Origin of the sequence: Bradyrhizobium sp. 159 (genome assembly GCF_023073795.1) — a bacterium.
Lineage (GTDB): Bacteria > Pseudomonadota > Alphaproteobacteria > Rhizobiales > Xanthobacteraceae > Bradyrhizobium.
Genome location: NZ_JADPKE010000101.1, coordinates 144,881 through 161,644, shown reverse-complemented (window position 1 = coordinate 161,644; position 16,764 = coordinate 144,881). Strand labels below are relative to the sequence as shown.

Sequence of the window (16,764 nt, the reverse complement as noted above, 5' to 3'; positions counted from 1 at the left end):
GCCACCGTGGCTGCTAGATGACGCCCACCTACACCTTCCGCGCGATGACAACGGCCGATCTGCCGCTGATCCGGCGGTGGCTGGGCGAAGCGCATGTGCGGGAATGGTGGGGCGATCCGGACGAGCAGCTTGAGCTGGTCAGCGGCGATCTTGACGAGCCGGCGATGGACCAGTTCATCGTCTTGGCCGACAACAAGCCCTTCGGCTATCTTCAGTGTTACCGGCTGACGGCCTGGAATACGGGCTTTGGGCCGCAACCGGAGGGCACGCGTGGGATCGACCAGTTCATCGGCGAAAGCAACATGATCGCGCGCGGCCATGGCTCGGCCTTCATTCGCCAATTCGTCGACGCGCAGCTGCGCGCCGGTCTGCCGCGGATCGTCACCGATCCTGATCCGCTCAACACACGCGCGGTACGCGCCTATGCGAAGGCCGGCTTCGTCCGCGACCGCATGGTCGAGACGCCGGACGGACCGGCGCTGTTGATGGTGCGTCAACCGTGACGCTGGCGAACACGCAACGGAGCAAGCTCGCCGTACCCCCGCAAGCCTGGCTCGGCATCGCGCTGTTGCTGCTGGCGTTACAGGCCTCCATCCTGTTCGCGGCGGGGCGCGTGCCGATCTGCACCTGCGGCTATGTGAAGTTGTGGCATGGCGCGGTGAACAGCTCGGAGAATTCGCAACAGGTCGCCGACTGGTATAGTTTCTCCCACGTCCTGCACGGCTTCCTGTTCTACGGCCTGACCTGGCTGCTGTTCGCGCGACTGCCCGCGCTGCCTTTGTCATGGCCGGCGCGGCTGATCATCGCCATGCTGATTGAAGGCGCCTGGGAAATCGTCGAGAACTCGCCATTCATCATCGAACGCTACCGTGCCGGTACGATTTCGCTGGACTATTACGGCGACAGCATCGTCAATTCGGTCTCTGACACGCTGTTCATGGTGCTGGGCTTCCTTGCCGCACGCCTGCTGCCGGTCCCGGCAACGGTGGCGATCGGGCTCGCCTTCGAGATCGTGCTGGCGCTCCACATTCGCGACAATCTGACGCTGAATATCCTCATGCTGATCCATCCGATGGAGGCCGTGAAGCAATGGCAATCCGGGCCGCCGATCATCTGATGGCCGAAAAAAGCGGCTTGTCCCGGCCGGAAACTGACCCTAGCTAAGGTGCCATGACAGACTTCTCTCCCCGCGAAATCGTTTCTGAACTCGACCGTTTCATCGTCGGCCAGGCCGATGCCAAGCGCGCCGTCTCGATCGCGCTGCGCAACCGCTGGCGGCGGCAGCAGCTCGAAGGCTCCTTGCGCGAGGAGGTGCTGCCGAAAAACATCCTGATGATCGGCCCCACCGGCGTCGGCAAGACGGAAATCGCGCGGCGGCTCGCCAAGCTCGCGAATGCACCCTTCCTGAAGGTGGAAGCGACCAAGTTCACCGAAGTCGGCTATGTCGGCCGCGACGTCGAGCAGATCGTGCGCGATCTCGTCGAGGTCGCGATCGTCCAGGTGCGCGAGCGCAAGCGCAAGGACGTGCATGCGCGGGCGCAGCTCGCGGCCGAGGAGCGTGTGCTCGATGCACTGGTCGGCGCCAATGCCTCTTCCGCGACGCGAGAATCGTTCCGCAAGAAGCTGCGTGCCGGCGAGCTCAACGACAAGGAAATCGAGATCGAGACGCAGTCGTCCGGCGGCGGCATGCCGATGTTCGAGATCCCCGGCATGCCGGGCGCGCAGATGGGCGCGATCTCGATCGGCGACATCTTTGGCAAGCTGGGCGGCCGCAGCAAGACGCGACGGCTGACGGTGGAGGGCTCGCATGAAATCCTCGTCAACGAGGAATCCGACAAGCTCTTGGACACCGAGCAGCTCACGCTGGAGGCGATCAGCGCGGTCGAGAACAACGGCATCGTGTTCCTGGACGAGATCGACAAGATCTGCGCGCGCGACGGCCGCGTCGGCGGCGACGTCTCACGCGAGGGCGTGCAGCGCGATCTCTTGCCGCTGATCGAGGGCACCTCGGTCTCGACCAAGCACGGCGCGGTCAAGACCGACCACATCCTGTTCATCGCCTCCGGCGCCTTCCATGTCGCAAAGCCGTCCGACCTGTTGCCGGAGTTGCAGGGCCGGTTGCCGATCCGCGTCGAATTGCAGGCGCTGACCCGCGACGACATGCGCCGGATACTGACCGAGCCCGAAGCCTCGCTGATCAAGCAATATGTCGCCTTGATGCTGACCGAAGGCGTGACGCTCGACATCACCGACAGCGCGATCGATGCGCTGGCCGACGTCGCGGTCGCCGTCAATTCCACCGTCGAGAACATCGGCGCGCGGCGGCTCCAGACCGTGATGGAGCGGGTGCTGGACGAGATCTCCTTCACCGCTCCCGACCGCAATGGCGAGACGGTCCGGGTCGACGCCGATTACGTGCAAAAGCACGTCGGCGACCTCGCCAAAAATGCGGATTTGAGCCGGTTTATTTTGTAATTCCGAGCTCCCGCGCTATCTAGGAGCGTCGTCCTGGCGAAGGCCAGGACCCCACCCCCGGCGGTCCTTGTTGAAACAGATGGCGACTTCGATCTCGGCTCAAACGACCTTCTGTGGTTACGGGTCCGGGATCAGCGCTCGCTATGCTCGCTTGTCCGGAACGACCGCTGAGATTGACGCGCGCCGAGTGCCATATGCGCGCTAGCATCCCGCAAAACCCCTGGCGCCTGCTGCTCGCGATCAACACCGCCGTCCTCGTCGGCGTGTTCGTTCACAAGATCCAGCTGCCGCCTTACGTTCCCTATATCCACCTTCTCGTCGACTACCATTTCGGCTTCATCAAGCGTGCGCTGATCGGGGCGATCGTCGCGCTGTTCACGGCGAAGGTGCCGGTATGGCTGGTGTTCGCGCTCGGCGGCGCGACGTGGCTGGCAACGCTGGGCCTTTACGCAAGACTGTTCCAGAACACGTTCGGCTTCACCGCGAAGACGCTGCCGTTGTTCGTCTTCACCGCGGGCTCGCCGTTCTTCCTCAAGAACTTCATGCACACGCTCGGCCATTTCGACATCTATGGCTGTGCGCTGGCGATCGTCCTGCTGCTGATGCCGGCGGGCTCATCGCTGTTCGTGGCGACGGCTGCGCTGTTCTCGATCATGCTCGTCCTGATCCACCACATCCATCTCTTGATGTATGTGCCGACGATCATCACCATCGTCGTGATCAGACATTACCTGGCTTGCGGCTGCCATCGCACCAACGTCGCGTTCGGTGTTGCCGCCTTCGCGATCGTCTCCGGATTGTTCTTCGCGGCGCAATTTGTGGGAACGATGCCGATCCCGGAGGCGGAATTCGTCGCCTATCTCAAGAGCCGGATGGCCGATCCATCCCGCACCGACCTGCTGCAATTCAGCTACATCTGGTATCAGCCGCTGGCGAAGGAGGTTGCCGACACCTGGGGCCGGCTGCCGCACAACATCCTCGGCGTGCCGGTCTTCGCGCTTTTGATCTGGCTGCACACGCCGTTATGGCGCTTCTTTGCGAACCTGATCGACGCGCTCGCCAGCGCGACTCATCGCCGTCTCGTGATCGCGGCGCTGATCGGCGTCAGCCTCGCTTATCTCGTGATGTTCGCGATGGTGTTCGACTATTCGCGCTGGATCTCGAACTGGGCGGTCTGCATGTTCCTGATACTGCATGCGGTGAAGATGCTGCCCGCCGCGCGGAAGGCGCCGCCGATTCAGGCGGAGGATCGCAACACCAATATCTTCGGCCTGATCATCACGCTGATCCCGCGGGTCGGAATCATCCGGCCGTTTTAGGAGGCGCGCTCCCTCTCCAGCTTACGGGAGAGATTTAATGCCTCGCCCGCCGAATTCGCACATACAGCGCACCTTCGCCGCCGTGGCCGATATGGGCCTCCTCGAAGCCGACGACGAAGGCGCGGAATTCCGGCAGGCTCAGCCATTCCGGCACCTGGCGGCGGAGCACGCCGCTTTCGCCACCGCTGCGGCCCTTGCCGGTGATGACCAGGACGAAGGTCAGGCCATCGTGATGGGCGCGGTGCAGGAAGCCGGTCAGCGCACGATGGGCACGCGTCTGGGTCATGCCATGCAGGTCGAGCCGCGCCTCGATCTCGCGTCGTCCGCGCGACAACTTTGCGCGCTCGCGCTTGCCCAGCGGCGCCAAGGGCGGCACGGACGGTTTTGCCACGCGCGGCGCCGGGACAGCTGCGACCGGCCTTGACGGTGACGCAGGTCTGGCCGCCTCGGCGGCAAGCGAGGATTCAGCGCGCGGCGCGGCGGGCGCCTTCGGCGCCCGAAGCTTCCTCAGCGGCTTCACCTGTTTTGCAACGAGCTCCCACAGCTCGCGCTCCTCCTCGCTCAGGGCGCGGCGACGCGGCACGGGGCGGGGCTCCAGCACGGGCGGACGGGATGATCGCTTCATTGCTGCCGAAGCGAACGATTCTTCACCGGCCGCTGCGGTTCGCGAACGGGCTCGATCGCTGGACGCGGCACCGGTAGCGGGACGGAACCGGCAGTGGCGACCGTTTCGTTTTTGTCGACCGTCGCCGCAGCAGCACGAGAGGCGGGCTTCGCCGGATCGGTCTGCGGAAACAGCTTTGCGATCTTTTCCGACGGTCGCGGATCCGGCACCGGCAATCGCGCGCCGCGCACACTGGGATCGAGGCTCTTCGGCACCAGCATCACGAAATGCATGGGATGGCGCAACCGCCCGGAGACGCGGCCGGCATCCGCGCCCGCGCCAAAATAAAGGTCGGCGCGCGCAGGTCCAATGATGGCCGAGCCGGTGTCCTGGGCGATCATCAGCCGGTGGAACGGCGTCTTGGCGCGCTCGGACTCGATCGGCAGCTCGCCCTCGATGAAGAACGGCGTGCCGTAGACGTGCAGCGATTTGTCGACCGCGATCGAGCGGCCGGCCGTCAGCGGAATTCCTTGCGCGCCCACCGCCTCCTCCTTGTCGGACAGATTGACCTCGCGGAAGAAGATGTAGGCGCGGTTCTGGCGGCGCAATTCCTTCGCCCCATCCGGATTCTGCGCCATCCATTCCCTGATCTTCTGCATCGACATCTCTTCCTTCGGAATGATGCCGCGCTCGATCAGGATGCGACCTATCGCCGTGTAGGGATAGCCGTTATAAGCGTCGTAATTGAGCCGGACCGTGCCGCCGTCGTCGAACTTGATCCGTGCCGAACCCTGGATCTGTGCGAACAAGAGATCGGTCGGGTCCTTGAGCCAGGCGATCTCCAGCCCGCGGCCGGCGATCTTGCCGTCCTCGATCTCGCCGCGGTCGTAATAGGGCACCAGCTTGCGGCGACCGATCTTGCGATAGACCGGGCCCTTGTTGGGCAGGCTGACCGAGTCCTGCTTGTAGCCACGCACGAACAGGTTGGAGGGCCGGCGATAGACCGGAACGTTGTAAACGTCGGTCTGGGTGTGCGATCCCTCGAGCACGGGCTCGTAATAGCCGGTGACGAAGCCGTCGGGCTCACCGAGACGGGAGATGCGCAGCGGCGCAAAATTCTGCTCGAAGAAGGTCTTGGCTCTGGCGTCGTCGGTGAGTTCGAGCGATTTGGCGACCCGGCAGGGCTCGCTCAGCGAAGCGCCGAGTGCTTTGGCTTCGGCTTTCGGCTCGGACGCGCCGGTCTGCGTGTTGATCGAACGGCAGCTCGCGCGGAAGGTCTTGTAGGCGGCGAGATGATTATCGTCGCTCCAGCCCTTCACGTCCGCCCAGGCCAGCGGCAGATATTGCGCGCCGGGAATCTCGAACGGCAGCGAAAGCTGCGGATAGGGCAAGGCGCGCGGCGGGGCGGCAGGCAATGTTGGAAGATGACGGTGGTGACTGCGGTAGTGGCGCCGCGCCGCCTCGGCGCCGAGCGAAAACGACGACAGCACGACGACACCTGCGCAAAGCGCCGTCGCGCTGGTCTTCAAGAAGATCTTAATTCGCGCTTCCGGTACCAACCAGCTTCCAGTTCGGATCGCGAGAGGAGGTGTCGCGGGCGAAAGTCCAGATGTCGGTGATGTCGGCGACCGTGTCGGCGCTGCCGTCGACGATATTGCCGGCCTTGTCGCGGGTGACCGAGATCATCTGCGAGACGAAGCGCACGGTGAGCTGGGCGGTGCGGTCGCGCAGCTCGGCGCCGACGAGCTCGGCCTTGTCGATCGAGACGAAACGCGTCTCGGTCTTCTGCTCGTTCTTCTCGCGCTCCTTGATCGCGGCGTCGAAACTCTCATAGACTTCCGGCGACAGCAAATCGCGCAGCGCGCGGCGGTCGCCGTTGGCGAAGGCCAGCACGATCATCTCATAGGCGCCACGGGCACCCGAGATGAAATGGCGTGGGTCGAAGGTGGAATCCTTGTCGACGATGGCGTCGAGACCCTGAGCGAGCGGGGTGCCCGGCTCGGCCAGGCCCTTCCAGCGGTCGGTGGGCGGGGTCGGCTCGGCCGTCGGTGCCAGCGGGGCCTGGTCGATCACCTTACCCGGCATGGTCACGACGTTCTTGTCCTGGGCACCTTGGAGCGCGTTGCGGTCGAACGGCGGCCGTTCGCTGCCGGTGCGCTGCCCCAGCACACTGCGCAGCCGCAGAAAGATGAAGACCGCCAGCGCCAGGAAGATGATGGTGTAGATGTCCACGTCGTATTCGCTTTCTGGTCTTTTCCGAGGGTCTCTTTATCAGAGGGTCCTTGCCGGGAAAAATCGATCCGGCCAGTAGACCGTTCCATAGGGGAACGGCAAGTCTACATCACCATTTCAGGTCCGCGCGTCTGGTCCCTGGGATGTAGGCACGAAATCTTGCCCGGCCAATGGCGCCTTTTGGCACAGTGCCGAGTGTAGCGCGTTTTATGCCCAAGGGGAAACCCGATCCTGCCCGGAAATCGCGCTTCTTCAATCGTTTAGGGCGCAATTTCGCGCAAAAGACCGGGGTGAACGTCACAGTTGCGGGCGCGACTCCGATCCCTCACCTGGGGGTCGTTCGTCCTTGTGGAATGAGGCGGCCCTATGTTAGCCAACCGCCGCGAAATTCAGCCCAAATCGGGTAAGGAGAGACTTTCATGACCAACGGTAACGGCACCCCTCCCGAGGCGGCCCAGGCTCCCCAGCTCAACGTGCTGGCGCAATATACCAAGGACCTCTCGTTCGAAAATCCAAACGCGCCGAGCTCGCTCCAGCAGCAGAGCCAGCCGCCCCAGATCAACATCCAGATCAATGTCAGCGCCAACAATCTCAGCGAACATGAGTTCGAGGTGACGTTGTCGGTCGAGGGCAAGGCCGAGGCCGCGAGCAAGGTGATGTTCTCGTTCGAGCTCGCCTACGCCGGCGTGTTCCGGATCGCCAATGTGCCGAAGGAGAATTTGCATCCGCTGGTCATGATCGAGTGCCCGCGCCTGCTGTTCCCGTTCGCCCGCGAGATCATCGCGACCGCGGTCCGCGACGGCGGGTTCCCGCCGCTGATGCTGGATCCGGTCGACTTCGTCGGTCTGTATCGTCAGAACATGGAGCGGCAGATGGCCGCTCAGGGCCAAGCCGGTCAGGCCTGACCGGCCGCCACGGCAGCTGGAGCGGGCAGGTACTCGTTCCAGATCGCCTTGTCGCCGAGCGTTGTGATGAAGGTGCGATGGGCCTCGCGTTCGGCAGCAGAAACCCGCGGCGCGAGCGGCACCAGGCGTTGCCGCCGCGGCGCTTCGCCACTTGCGCTGACGCGAATTTCCTCGGTTTCCGAGGCCAGCAGCAACTGCGACTGCCGCGCCCCGACCAGGTCGACATAGACCTCGGCCAGAAGCTCGGCATCGAGCAACGCACCGTGCTTGGTGCGGTGTGAATTGTCGATCGCGTAACGCGAGCAGAGATCGTCGAGCCGGTTGGACACGCCGGGATGCTTGCGCCGTGCCAGCAGCAGCGTGTCCACCAGCCGCTCGCGCGGGATCGCTGCGCGCTTGATCCGGTCGAGCTCGGCGTTGATGAAGCTGATGTCGAACGAGGCGTTGTGGATCACCAGCGGCGCATCGCCGATGAATTCCAGAAACTCGTCGACGATCTCGTGGAACAGCGGCTTGGTCGCCAGAAATTCGGCCGACAGCCCATGCACTGCAAAGGCCTCGGCCGGCATGTCCCTTTCAGGGTTCATGTAGCGGTGAAAGGTCTGTCCGGTCGGCATGCGGTTGAATATCTCGACACAGCCGATTTCGACCAGGCGATCGCCGCGGAGCGGATCGAGGCCGGTGGTTTCGGTATCGAGAACGATTTCGCGCATGATCGAGATGGCCGGTGTAAAATCGGCGAATCAGGCTCGCCGCTGCGGCATCTTAACGACCTCGGCCAGGATGTGCTTGATTTGCGCCCGCACCGGCTCAAGTCCGTGTGACGTATCCACTACGAAATCGGCGCGCTTGCGCTTTTCGGCGTCGGGCATCTGCTTGGCGATGATGGCATCGAGTTTTGCTTCGTCCATCGTTCCCCGCGCCAGCACCCGCTCGCGCTGAAGTTCCGGCGAGGTCGAGACCACGACCACTGCGTCGACCCGTTTCTCGCCACCGGTCTCGAACAGGAGGGGAATGTCCAGGACCACGACGGGGACCTTGGCCGCTTCCGCATCGGCAAAGAATTTTTGCCGGGAGGCGCCGAGCATCGGATGGACGATCTGCTCGAGCTTCTTGATCGCGGCAGGATCGTGCACCACGCGCGCGGACAGTTTGGACCGGTCGACCTTGCCGTTGATGGTCGTGCCGGGGAAGGCAGCCTCGATCGCGGGAGCCGCTTCGCCCTCATACAAATGATGAACTGCGGCATCGGCGTCGTAGACGGGAACACCGGCCTCCGCGAACAATTTGGCGGTGGTGGATTTGCCCATCCCGATCGAGCCGGTCAATCCCAGGATCCGCATCAGCGCCCAGCCTGTCTGTCGTTTACACCGCAACTAGCCGCTCGCGGCGCAGGAACGCAAGCAGCGGCAGCAGCGGCAGGCCGAGGATGGTGAAATGATCGCCCTCGATGCGCTCGAACAGATGGATACCGAGACCCTCGAGCTGGTAGGCGCCAACGCTGGTGGTCACGGCAGCGCCGGCGGCGTCGAGATAGGCCGTAAGCTCCGCTTCCGTCATTTGCCGCATCGTCATGCGGGCCACGGAAACATCCTCGAAAACAATCCTTCCGTCATGCGCCACCGCCACCGCCGAATTCAGCTCGTGGCTGTTGCCGGAGAGATCGCGCAACTGCGCCATCGCCTGGGGACGGCCAGCGGGCTTGTTGAAGAGGTGCTCGCCAAGAGCCAGCGTCTGGTCGGCGCCTATTACATAGCTTCCGGGATGATAAGCCGAGACCGCCTTGGCTTTCTCACGCGCCAGCAGCAGGGCGATCTCGCGCGGGTTTGAGAGTTTCGACACCGCCTGGATGCCGCGCTCATCGATAGCAGCCGTGACGGCCACGAATTCGAGTCCAGCATTCGCCAGCAGCATTTTCCGCGCGCTGCTCTGCGAGGCCAGGATCAGCGGAGATGTGCCGCGCCACAGACCCATTGCGACAACTATTCCGAGGGCCGGTTGCGTTGGCGATCGGTGTAGAGCTTCATGATCGCCGCGGCGGTTTCCTCGATCGAGCGCCTTGTGACATCCAGCAGTGGCCAGTCATGCTTGGCGCTGAGCTTGCGTGCGAATGCGACCTCCTCGGCGACCGCTTGCTTGTCGGTATAGGTATCACTGCCGGAATTGGCGCCCATGGAGAGCAGGCGGTTCTGGCGCACCTGAATCAGGCGTTCCGGCGTCGCATGCAGGCTCACCACCAGCGGCCGCGTCAGGGTTTCCAATTGCGAGGGCACCGGAATGCCCGGAACCAGCGGCACATTGGCGGTGCGGATGCCGCGATTGGCGAGGTAGATCGACGTCGGCGTCTTCGAAGTGCGGGACACACCCACCAGCACCACGTCAGCTTCGTCGAGGCCTTCGACATGCTGCCCATCGTCGTGGATCATGGTGTAGTTCAGCGCGTCGATGCGCTTGAAATATTCCGCGTTGAGCACGTGCTGGGCGCCGACGCGACCCGTGGTCGCGGCACCGAGATAGGCTTCGAACAGTTGCATCACCGGGCCGATGATCGACAGGCTCGGAACGTTGATCTCCTTGCACTTGTTCTCGAGCCTGAAGACCAGATCCTTCTCCAGCAGCGTGAACAGCACGATGCCCGGCGCCTCCTCGATCTCATCGAGTACGCGATCGAGCTGCTTTTGGCTGCGCACCAGCGGATAGACGTGCTCGACCGGCGTCACGTTGGCGTATTGGGCCGCGACCGCGCGGGCCACGGTGATCAGCGTCTCACCCGTGGAGTCGGAGACGAGGTGCAGATGGAAATAATTGTTCGAGGTCGGCACAAAAACCCTTTGTATGGAGGCGGTGTGATTTGTGGATTTCTGTGGAGCTTAACCCCTCGGAAAGGGTTGCGCGACAGGAGGGGCGGGACAACGGCCAATTTTCTTCACACCGCTGCCCGTCAGGACAAGTTTGCCGGTCCTCCGCGACGGCAACGGGATTGCGCGGACAAGCCTCTTGATAAGCTGCCGACAGGCGGGCGCAAGCCCCTGAACGCGGGTCAATTATTCCGACAGGGCAGACTGGCGCAGGATATGTTGATGGATGTGAACAAGCGCGCGTGAAGCCGCGGACGGAATTGTGTGAGTCCAATCCACGGTCACATAGACTCAAACCTTAAGAATCTAAGATTCTAGATTTGAGGAAGGCGCTACGGACGGATAAGTGTGCAGGGTAAGACCTTAACGAGTTCTTACTATCCCCAGCGTTTGGAATGCTCGGCAGGAATCCGGGGCGGCACATGTTTGAAGACCTCTATCTCTGGATCAAGGCGCTGCACGTGATCGCCGTCATCGCCTGGATGGCGGGCATGCTCTATCTGCCACGGCTGTTCGTCTATCATTCGGAGACCGAAATCGGCTCGAAGCAGTCCGAAACGTTCAAGATCATGGAGCGCCGGCTACTCAAGGCGATCATCAACCCCGCCATGATGGTCACTTGGCTGGCCGGGCTTTATCTCGCCTGGTCCGGCCATTGGTTCACTTCCGGCTGGCTGCACGTAAAACTGGCACTGGTCTTGGCAATGTCCGCGGTCCACGGCTTTTTTTCCCGCTGGCTGACGGATTTCGCCCGCGACCGGCGCCCGCGGACCCAGAAATTCTATCGGATTATCAATGAGGTGCCGACAGTCCTGATGATTTTCATCGTGATCATGGTGATCGTGAAGCCGTTCTAGGCAACGCGCGCGACGAATCCCTCGGCGCTTCGGCTTGCGGAGCAGGAAGCGATTTTCTATATTATCGGTATCCCACCCAACGCAGGCGGATGTGGTTGTGTCTGAGCTTTCCAGAGGCCGGACACCGCATCAGGTTTGAAGCCTCACCGGCACTCTCCTTGCCAGACCTGCGGACCTTACCTTCTCACGTCCGCATTTCAGCCTCCTCGCACCCCTTCCAAGGTTACCCCACAGGACCACCCCAATGCGGGAAATTAAACTTCAGGACCTCAAGTCGAAAACCCCGGCCGAGCTGGTCTCGTTCGCGGAAGAGAACGGGGTCGAGAATGCCAGCACCATGCGCAAGCAGGAGCTGCTGTTCGCTATCCTCAAGCAGCTTTCGCTGGCCGAGACCGACATTGTCGGCGAGGGCGTCGTCGAGGTGCTGTCCGACGGCTTTGGCTTCCTCCGCTCGCCCGATGCAAATTATCTGCCGGGTCCGGACGACATCTACGTTTCGCCCTCGCAGATCCGCCGGTTCGGCTTACGCACCGGCGACACCCTCGAAGGCCATATCCGCAGCCCGAAAGAGGGCGAGCGCTATTTCGCGCTGCTGAAGGTCAACACGCTCAATTTCGAGGATCCGGAAAAGGCCAAGCACAAGGTCAATTTCGACAACCTCACGCCGCTGTTTCCGAATCAGCGCTTCCGCATGGAGATCGACGATCCCACGCGAAAGGATCTCTCCGCACGCGTGATCGACATCGTCGCGCCCATCGGCAAGGGCCAGCGCGCTTTGATCGTCGCGCCGCCGCGCACCGGTAAAACCGTGCTGATGCAGAACATCGCGCATTCGATCACGCACAATCACCCCGAATGCTATCTGATCGTGCTCCTGATCGACGAGCGCCCGGAAGAAGTCACAGACATGCAGCGTTCGGTGAAGGGCGAGGTGGTGTCCTCGACCTTCGACGAGCCGGCGGTGCGCCACGTCCAGGTCGCCGAGATGGTGATCGAGAAGGCCAAGCGCCTGGTCGAGCATGGCCGCGACGTCGTGATCCTGCTCGATTCGATCACGCGCTTGGGTCGTGCCTACAACACCGTGGTGCCGTCATCCGGCAAGGTGCTGACCGGCGGTGTCGATGCCAACGCGCTCCAGCGCCCGAAGCGCTTCTTCGGCGCCGCCCGGAACATCGAGGAGGGCGGCTCCCTGACTATCATCGCGACGGCACTGGTCGATACCGGCAGCCGCATGGACGAAGTCATCTTCGAAGAGTTCAAGGGCACCGGCAACTCGGAGCTGATCCTGGACCGCAAGGTCTCGGACAAGCGCACCTTCCCGGCGATCGACATCTCGCGCTCCGGCACCCGCAAGGAGGAGCTCATCACCGATCCGCAGGTGCTCAAGAAGATGTACGTGCTCCGCCGCATCCTGAACCCGATGGGCACCATGGACGCGATCGACTTCCTGCTCGACAAGCTGCGCTCGACCAAGAGCAATTCGGAGTTCTTCGACTCGATGAACACCTGAGTGCAGTGCAACGGAAAGTGGAGGGCGCCCTGGGGCGCCCTTTCTTGTGCAGCTTTGCTGCAGTGAACCTGCAGCATGGCAAGAGGCTTGTTACATAGCCCGTTTTTATTTAAGTCATTGATATAGTACGATAATGTTTTCAATTCGGTGAGCCGACCGAGTTGAACGGCTGCGTTCTGCAGCAAAAATGCTGTGCCAATATTGCACTGCAATGCAATCTTCTGCTGCGGGATGTGGCGCAGCAAAATCATGCCGCCTGGCGTTCGAAATGGAGGTTTGCCTTTTCTCCGGCAGCCGGACAAATAGGCCATGCATCCGCAAGACCAGACCATCTTTGCGCTGTCGTCCGGCCGTCCGCCAAGCGCGATTGCGGTGGTGCGCGTCTCCGGGCCACGGGCTGGCTTGGCGCTGACGACACTGGCGGGTGAGCTGCCGGCGCCGAGGCACGCCAGCCGCAGGTTGCTCCGTGACGCCGTGGGCCAGCCGATCGATGATGCGGTCGTGCTCTGGTTTCCGGGGCCGGCAAGTGCGACCGGCGAGGACGTCGCCGAATTCCACGTCCATGGCGGCCGCGCTGTGCTCTCGGCGCTCCTCGCTGCAATTTCTGCTATCCCGAACACGCGAGCGGCCGAGCCCGGCGAGTTCACGCGACGTGCATTCGAGAACGGCAAGCTCGACCTCACCGAGGCCGAGGGCCTCGACGATCTCATCCACGCCGATACCGACCGCCAGCGGCGTCAAGCGCTGCGCCAGTTGCAGGGCCTGCTCGGCAATCGTGCACGCGATTGGCGCGAACGTATCATCGAAGCTTCGGCCTTGATCGAAGCCGGCATCGATTTCTCGGATGAGGGCGACGTGCCTGCCGAGCTTCTGGCGCCCGCCGTCAAGGCGATCGGAGCGCTGCATCGCGAAATTGCAGAAGTTCTTGCGGCACAGGGCCAAGCTGAACGGCTGCGCGATGGCCTGGTGGTCGCGATCGCAGGCGAGCCGAATGTCGGCAAGTCGACGCTGATCAATCAGCTCGCACGCCGCGAGGTTGCGATCGTCTCGCCGTACGCTGGCACCACACGCGATGTGATCGAGGTGCAGCTCGATCTCGACGGCTACCCCGTCACGCTGATCGACACCGCCGGCATTCGCGAGACCGACGATCCTGTCGAGCAAGAGGGCGTGCGCCGGGCACGGGCCAGGGCCGAAGACGCGGATCTCGTGCTGTGGCTGGTGGAGGGATCGCAGACCATCGATCCGGACGCGACGCGGTTGCTGCGGAAGGCCGGCGGCGGGAATGGTCCGTCTGGCGGCTCGATCTGGATCGTGCGCAACAAGGTCGATCTCGGCGGGGCTGGGGGATCGGGGCCGCGGGACGAGTTCGCGATCTCCGCGAGCCGGGGCGATGGCATCCCTCAGCTGGTCGATGCTCTCGTGAAATTCGCCTCTGAATTCTTCGGGAGCAGCGAGGGTGCATTGGTGACCCGGGCACGCCAACGCGAGCTGTTGCGCCAAGCGGCAGACAGCTTGCGCCGGAGTTTGGAGCTTGTAGAAGAGGGCGAAGAGCTCGCCGCCGAGGAATTGCGTGCCGCGGCCTATGCCTTGGGCCGGCTGCTGGGCCGGGTGGACGTGGAAGACGTGCTCGGCGCCATTTTCCAGAAATTTTGCATCGGAAAGTAGGATTAGTTCTTCATTGTAGAGCTAGCCTTTGTTCCACTCTTTGCGTTTCACGTGAAACACATGCTGTGGTTCCTTTGCCTCGTGAAACGGTTGGGGCGCCGGCCGCCCTTACGAGCATCACTGCACGATAATCCAGACTGCCCACGAAAGATTCTGGGATCGCGTCGCCGCGATATCTTTTGATCATTTCAGTGATTTTGTTTCACCTGAAACGCAGCAGGTTCAATAGCTCGTCTACTGTGCATGGGGTTGTTTTCGCGAAATCGCTTTCCCCTCGAATGCTCCGTTTCACGTGAAACATCTCCGCCTAGTTTCCACTTCCGGCTTTCACACCTCTGAGCTAGAAGTTGGCTCATGCGAACAGAGCGAGAGAACTACGACGTCATCGTCATTGGCGGCGGTCACGCCGGCTGTGAGGCCGCGGCGGCTGCTGCTCGGATGGGTGCAACAACCGCTCTTGTGACGCATCGTTTCTCGACCGTAGGCGCGATGTCCTGCAACCCCGCCATTGGGGGTCTCGGCAAGGGCCATCTGGTCCGCGAAGTCGATGCGCTCGATGGTCTGATGGGCCGGGTCGGCGATGCCGGCGGCATCCAATTTCGTGTCCTCAACCGCCGCAAGGGTCCGGCTGTCCGTGGTCCTCGCGCTCAGGCCGACCGAAGGCTTTATGCGGCCGCGATGCAGGCCGCGGTCCGGGAGACCGAGGGTCTTTCCGTCCTCGAGGGGGAGGCTGAGGAGCTGATCGTGGTGGAAGGCCGGGTCATCGGTCTGCGCCTGGCCGACGGCCGGGAGCTTCGGGCAGGGGCGATAGTCGTCACCACCGGCACCTTCCTGCGCGGTCTGATCCATCTCGGCGAGAAGAATTGGCCCGCCGGTCGCGTCGGCGAGGCACCGGCGATGGGCCTTTCTGGCTCCTTTGAGCGCGCCGGCTTCACCCTCGGGCGGCTGAAAACGGGGACTCCTCCCCGCTTGGACGGCACCACGATCGATTGGTCGGCCGTCGAAATGCAGCCCGGAGACGAACCGCCTGAGCCGTTCTCGGTGATGACGGAACGGATCACGACCCCGCAGATCCAGTGCGGCATCACCCGGACCACCTCGGTGACCCATGAGGTGATCCGCGCCAATGTCCATCGCTCCCCGATGTATTCCGGCCAGATCAAGAGTTCCGGTCCGCGTTATTGTCCGTCGATCGAGGACAAGATCGTCCGCTTCGGCGACCGTGACGGCCATCAGATCTTCCTGGAGCCGGAAGGGCTCGACGATACAACTGTCTATCCCAACGGCATCTCGACCTCGCTCCCTGAGGAGGTCCAGCTCGCGATCCTCGCCAGCATTCCCGGCTTGGAGCGGGTGAAGATGGTCCGTCCGGGGTACGCCATCGAATACGACCACATCGACCCCCGCGAGCTCGATCCGACCCTCCAGACCAAGCGTCTGCGCGGTCTGTTCCTGGCCGGGCAGATCAATGGCACCACCGGATACGAAGAAGCCGCCGGGCAGGGCATCGTGGCAGGCGTCAACGCAGCGCTCTCCGCCAGCGGGGCGGCGCTAACGGTGTTCGACCGGGCGGATGGCTATCTGGGTGTGATGATCGACGATCTCGTCACCCGCGGGATCAGCGAGCCCTATCGGATGTTCACCTCCCGGGCGGAATACCGGCTGACGCTGCGGGCCGACAATGCGGATCAGCGTCTCACCGAGAAGGGCATCGCCTTGGGGTGTGTCGGCAGTGCCCGCATGCAGCATCATCGCGCCAAGATGGGTGCGCTGAACGCAGCCCGCGCGCTCTCGAAGTCGCTTGCGATCACCCCGAACGAGGCGATCAAGCACGGACTCTCCCTGAACCGCGATGGCCAGCGCCGGTCCGCCTTCGAACTGATGGCCTATCCGGATATCGGCTGGAGCCAGGTCCGGGCGATCTGGCCGGAGCTGTCGGCGATCGACCCCATCATCGCGACCCACCTCGAAACCGACGCCAAATACGACGTCTATCTGGAGCGCCAGAGCGCCGACGTCGAAGCCTTCCGGCGCGACGAGGGTATGGTGCTGTCGGAGGTCGATTATCAGCAGGTCCCCGGTCTCTCCAATGAGGTGCGGACCAAGCTGGAGAAGGCCCGACCGTTCACGGTCGGCCAAGCCGGCCGGATCGATGGGATGACGCCGGCGGCGCTCGGCATTCTCGCGGCCTACCTGCGGCGCGAGGCACGGAAGACCTCGAAGGCGATTGCATAGGCGTTTCACGTGAAACAGCGCGGGCCGGGAGGCGGCAGATCGTCATCAGGAAAACCTGCGGCGGGCGAGGGTGGCGGTCGATGGCCCGAGCCGAGGCTGAT

General features: G+C 63.0%; 16 protein-coding genes. 9 read left to right on the top strand and 7 right to left on the bottom strand.

Features of this window, described 5'->3' with window-relative positions; genetic code table 11:
- The first annotated feature begins 17 nt into the window (after window positions 1-17).
- The 4 genes from IVA96_RS31705 to IVA96_RS31690 all read left to right on the top strand — a co-directional run bounded on the left by IVA96_RS31705 (window position 18) and on the right by IVA96_RS31690 (window position 3,794).
- Window positions 18-503 carry a GNAT family N-acetyltransferase gene (locus IVA96_RS31705; protein ID WP_247421408.1) on the top strand — a complete coding sequence of 162 codons (486 nt, stop codon included), beginning with the start codon at window positions 18-20 and terminating at the stop codon, window positions 501-503.
- Window positions 500-1,117, top strand: a complete 618-nt coding sequence (locus IVA96_RS31700) for a DUF2585 domain-containing protein (RefSeq protein ID WP_247421406.1) — start codon at window positions 500-502, stop codon at window positions 1,115-1,117. The genes IVA96_RS31705 and IVA96_RS31700 overlap by 4 nt, the downstream gene beginning before the upstream one ends.
- A gap of 53 nt (window positions 1,118-1,170) precedes the next feature.
- Window positions 1,171-2,475 carry an ATP-dependent protease ATPase subunit HslU gene (hslU, locus tag IVA96_RS31695; protein WP_247276599.1) on the top strand — a complete coding sequence of 435 codons (1,305 nt, stop codon included), beginning with the start codon at window positions 1,171-1,173 and terminating at the stop codon, window positions 2,473-2,475.
- Window positions 2,476-2,669: 194 nt separating this feature from the next.
- Complete coding sequence (locus tag IVA96_RS31690; RefSeq protein ID WP_247421404.1) at window positions 2,670-3,794, top strand: hypothetical protein; 1,125 nt, start codon at window positions 2,670-2,672, stop codon at window positions 3,792-3,794.
- A 34-nt stretch (window positions 3,795-3,828) separates the two neighbouring features.
- Here the strand turns inward: IVA96_RS31690 and IVA96_RS31685 are convergent, their stop codons facing one another.
- From IVA96_RS31685 to IVA96_RS31675, 3 genes are read right to left on the bottom strand one after another with little or no spacing between them, the layout of a single operon-like run.
- Entirely contained in the window at window positions 3,829-4,419 is a 591-nt protein-coding gene (locus tag IVA96_RS31685; RefSeq protein ID WP_247421401.1) for a Smr/MutS family protein, read from the bottom strand.
- Window positions 4,416-5,957 carry an MltA domain-containing protein gene (locus tag IVA96_RS31680; protein WP_247421400.1) on the bottom strand — a complete coding sequence of 514 codons (1,542 nt, stop codon included), beginning with the start codon at window positions 5,955-5,957 and terminating at the stop codon, window positions 4,416-4,418. Before IVA96_RS31680 ends, IVA96_RS31685 begins: the two co-directional genes overlap by 4 nt.
- Complete coding sequence (locus tag IVA96_RS31675) at window positions 5,935-6,630, bottom strand: Tim44/TimA family putative adaptor protein (protein ID WP_247421396.1); 696 nt, start codon at window positions 6,628-6,630, stop codon at window positions 5,935-5,937. The genes IVA96_RS31680 and IVA96_RS31675 overlap by 23 nt, the downstream gene beginning before the upstream one ends.
- A 419-nt stretch (window positions 6,631-7,049) precedes the next feature.
- Between IVA96_RS31675 and secB the strand changes: the two genes are divergently transcribed.
- A complete protein-coding gene (gene secB, locus IVA96_RS31670) occupies window positions 7,050-7,535 on the top strand; it encodes a protein-export chaperone SecB (protein ID WP_247276604.1) in 486 nt (161 codons plus the stop codon).
- Here secB and dnaQ read toward each other — a convergent pair.
- The 4 genes from dnaQ to IVA96_RS31650 are packed head-to-tail and all read right to left on the bottom strand — an operon-like array spanning window position 7,526 to window position 10,357.
- Window positions 7,526-8,248 carry a DNA polymerase III subunit epsilon gene (gene dnaQ / locus IVA96_RS31665; RefSeq protein ID WP_247421393.1) on the bottom strand — a complete coding sequence of 241 codons (723 nt, stop codon included), beginning with the start codon at window positions 8,246-8,248 and terminating at the stop codon, window positions 7,526-7,528. The two genes, secB and dnaQ, sit on opposite strands and share 10 nt — an antisense overlap.
- A 30-nt stretch (window positions 8,249-8,278) precedes the next feature.
- Window positions 8,279-8,878 (bottom strand): dephospho-CoA kinase, encoded by a 600-nt coding sequence (coaE, locus tag IVA96_RS31660; RefSeq protein WP_247421389.1) that lies wholly within the window; start codon window positions 8,876-8,878, stop codon window positions 8,279-8,281.
- A 22-nt stretch (window positions 8,879-8,900) separates the two neighbouring features.
- Window positions 8,901-9,509, bottom strand: coding sequence for a Maf family nucleotide pyrophosphatase (locus IVA96_RS31655; RefSeq protein WP_247421387.1), 609 nt, complete (start codon window positions 9,507-9,509; stop codon window positions 8,901-8,903).
- An 8-nt stretch (window positions 9,510-9,517) separates the two neighbouring features.
- Window positions 9,518-10,357, bottom strand: a complete 840-nt coding sequence (locus tag IVA96_RS31650; protein ID WP_247276608.1) for a pyruvate, water dikinase regulatory protein — start codon at window positions 10,355-10,357, stop codon at window positions 9,518-9,520.
- Between the two features lie 458 nt (window positions 10,358-10,815).
- Here IVA96_RS31650 and hemJ point away from each other — a divergent pair, with 458 nt between their 5' ends.
- From hemJ to mnmG, 4 genes are all read left to right on the top strand, one after another.
- Entirely contained in the window at window positions 10,816-11,250 is a 435-nt protein-coding gene (gene hemJ, locus IVA96_RS31645) for a protoporphyrinogen oxidase HemJ (protein WP_247421385.1), read from the top strand.
- A gap of 244 nt (window positions 11,251-11,494) precedes the next feature.
- Window positions 11,495-12,760: a transcription termination factor Rho gene (rho, locus tag IVA96_RS31640; RefSeq protein ID WP_247276610.1), complete on the top strand. Its 1,266-nt coding sequence runs from the start codon at window positions 11,495-11,497 to the stop codon at window positions 12,758-12,760.
- Between the two features lie 309 nt (window positions 12,761-13,069).
- Complete coding sequence (gene mnmE, locus IVA96_RS31635) at window positions 13,070-14,428, top strand: tRNA uridine-5-carboxymethylaminomethyl(34) synthesis GTPase MnmE (protein WP_247421383.1); 1,359 nt, start codon at window positions 13,070-13,072, stop codon at window positions 14,426-14,428.
- A gap of 354 nt (window positions 14,429-14,782) precedes the next feature.
- A complete protein-coding gene (gene mnmG, locus IVA96_RS31630) occupies window positions 14,783-16,663 on the top strand; it encodes a tRNA uridine-5-carboxymethylaminomethyl(34) synthesis enzyme MnmG (RefSeq protein ID WP_247421381.1) in 1,881 nt (626 codons plus the stop codon).
- The last annotated feature ends 101 nt before the right edge of the window (window positions 16,664-16,764 follow it).

What these genes read in the sequence shown, in the direction of transcription:
- IVA96_RS31705 (WP_247421408.1), top strand. Translation starts at nt 18, where the DNA reads ATGACGCCCACCTACACCTTCCGCGCGATGACAACGGCCGATCTGCCG.
- hslU (WP_247276599.1), top strand. Translation starts at nt 1,171, where the DNA reads ATGACAGACTTCTCTCCCCGCGAAATCGTTTCTGAACTCGACCGTTTC.
- IVA96_RS31690 (WP_247421404.1), top strand. Translation starts at nt 2,670, where the DNA reads ATGCGCGCTAGCATCCCGCAAAACCCCTGGCGCCTGCTGCTCGCGATC.
- IVA96_RS31685 (WP_247421401.1), bottom strand. Translation starts at nt 4,419, where the DNA reads ATGAAGCGATCATCCCGTCCGCCCGTGCTGGAGCCCCGCCCCGTGCCG.
- secB (WP_247276604.1), top strand. Translation starts at nt 7,050, where the DNA reads ATGACCAACGGTAACGGCACCCCTCCCGAGGCGGCCCAGGCTCCCCAG.
- dnaQ (WP_247421393.1), bottom strand. Translation starts at nt 8,248, where the DNA reads ATGCGCGAAATCGTTCTCGATACCGAAACCACCGGCCTCGATCCGCTC.
- coaE (WP_247421389.1), bottom strand. Translation starts at nt 8,878, where the DNA reads ATGCGGATCCTGGGATTGACCGGCTCGATCGGGATGGGCAAATCCACC.
- IVA96_RS31655 (WP_247421387.1), bottom strand. Translation starts at nt 9,509, where the DNA reads ATGGGTCTGTGGCGCGGCACATCTCCGCTGATCCTGGCCTCGCAGAGC.
- hemJ (WP_247421385.1), top strand. Translation starts at nt 10,816, where the DNA reads ATGTTTGAAGACCTCTATCTCTGGATCAAGGCGCTGCACGTGATCGCC.
- rho (WP_247276610.1), top strand. Translation starts at nt 11,495, where the DNA reads ATGCGGGAAATTAAACTTCAGGACCTCAAGTCGAAAACCCCGGCCGAG.
- mnmE (WP_247421383.1), top strand. Translation starts at nt 13,070, where the DNA reads ATGCATCCGCAAGACCAGACCATCTTTGCGCTGTCGTCCGGCCGTCCG.
- mnmG (WP_247421381.1), top strand. Translation starts at nt 14,783, where the DNA reads ATGCGAACAGAGCGAGAGAACTACGACGTCATCGTCATTGGCGGCGGT.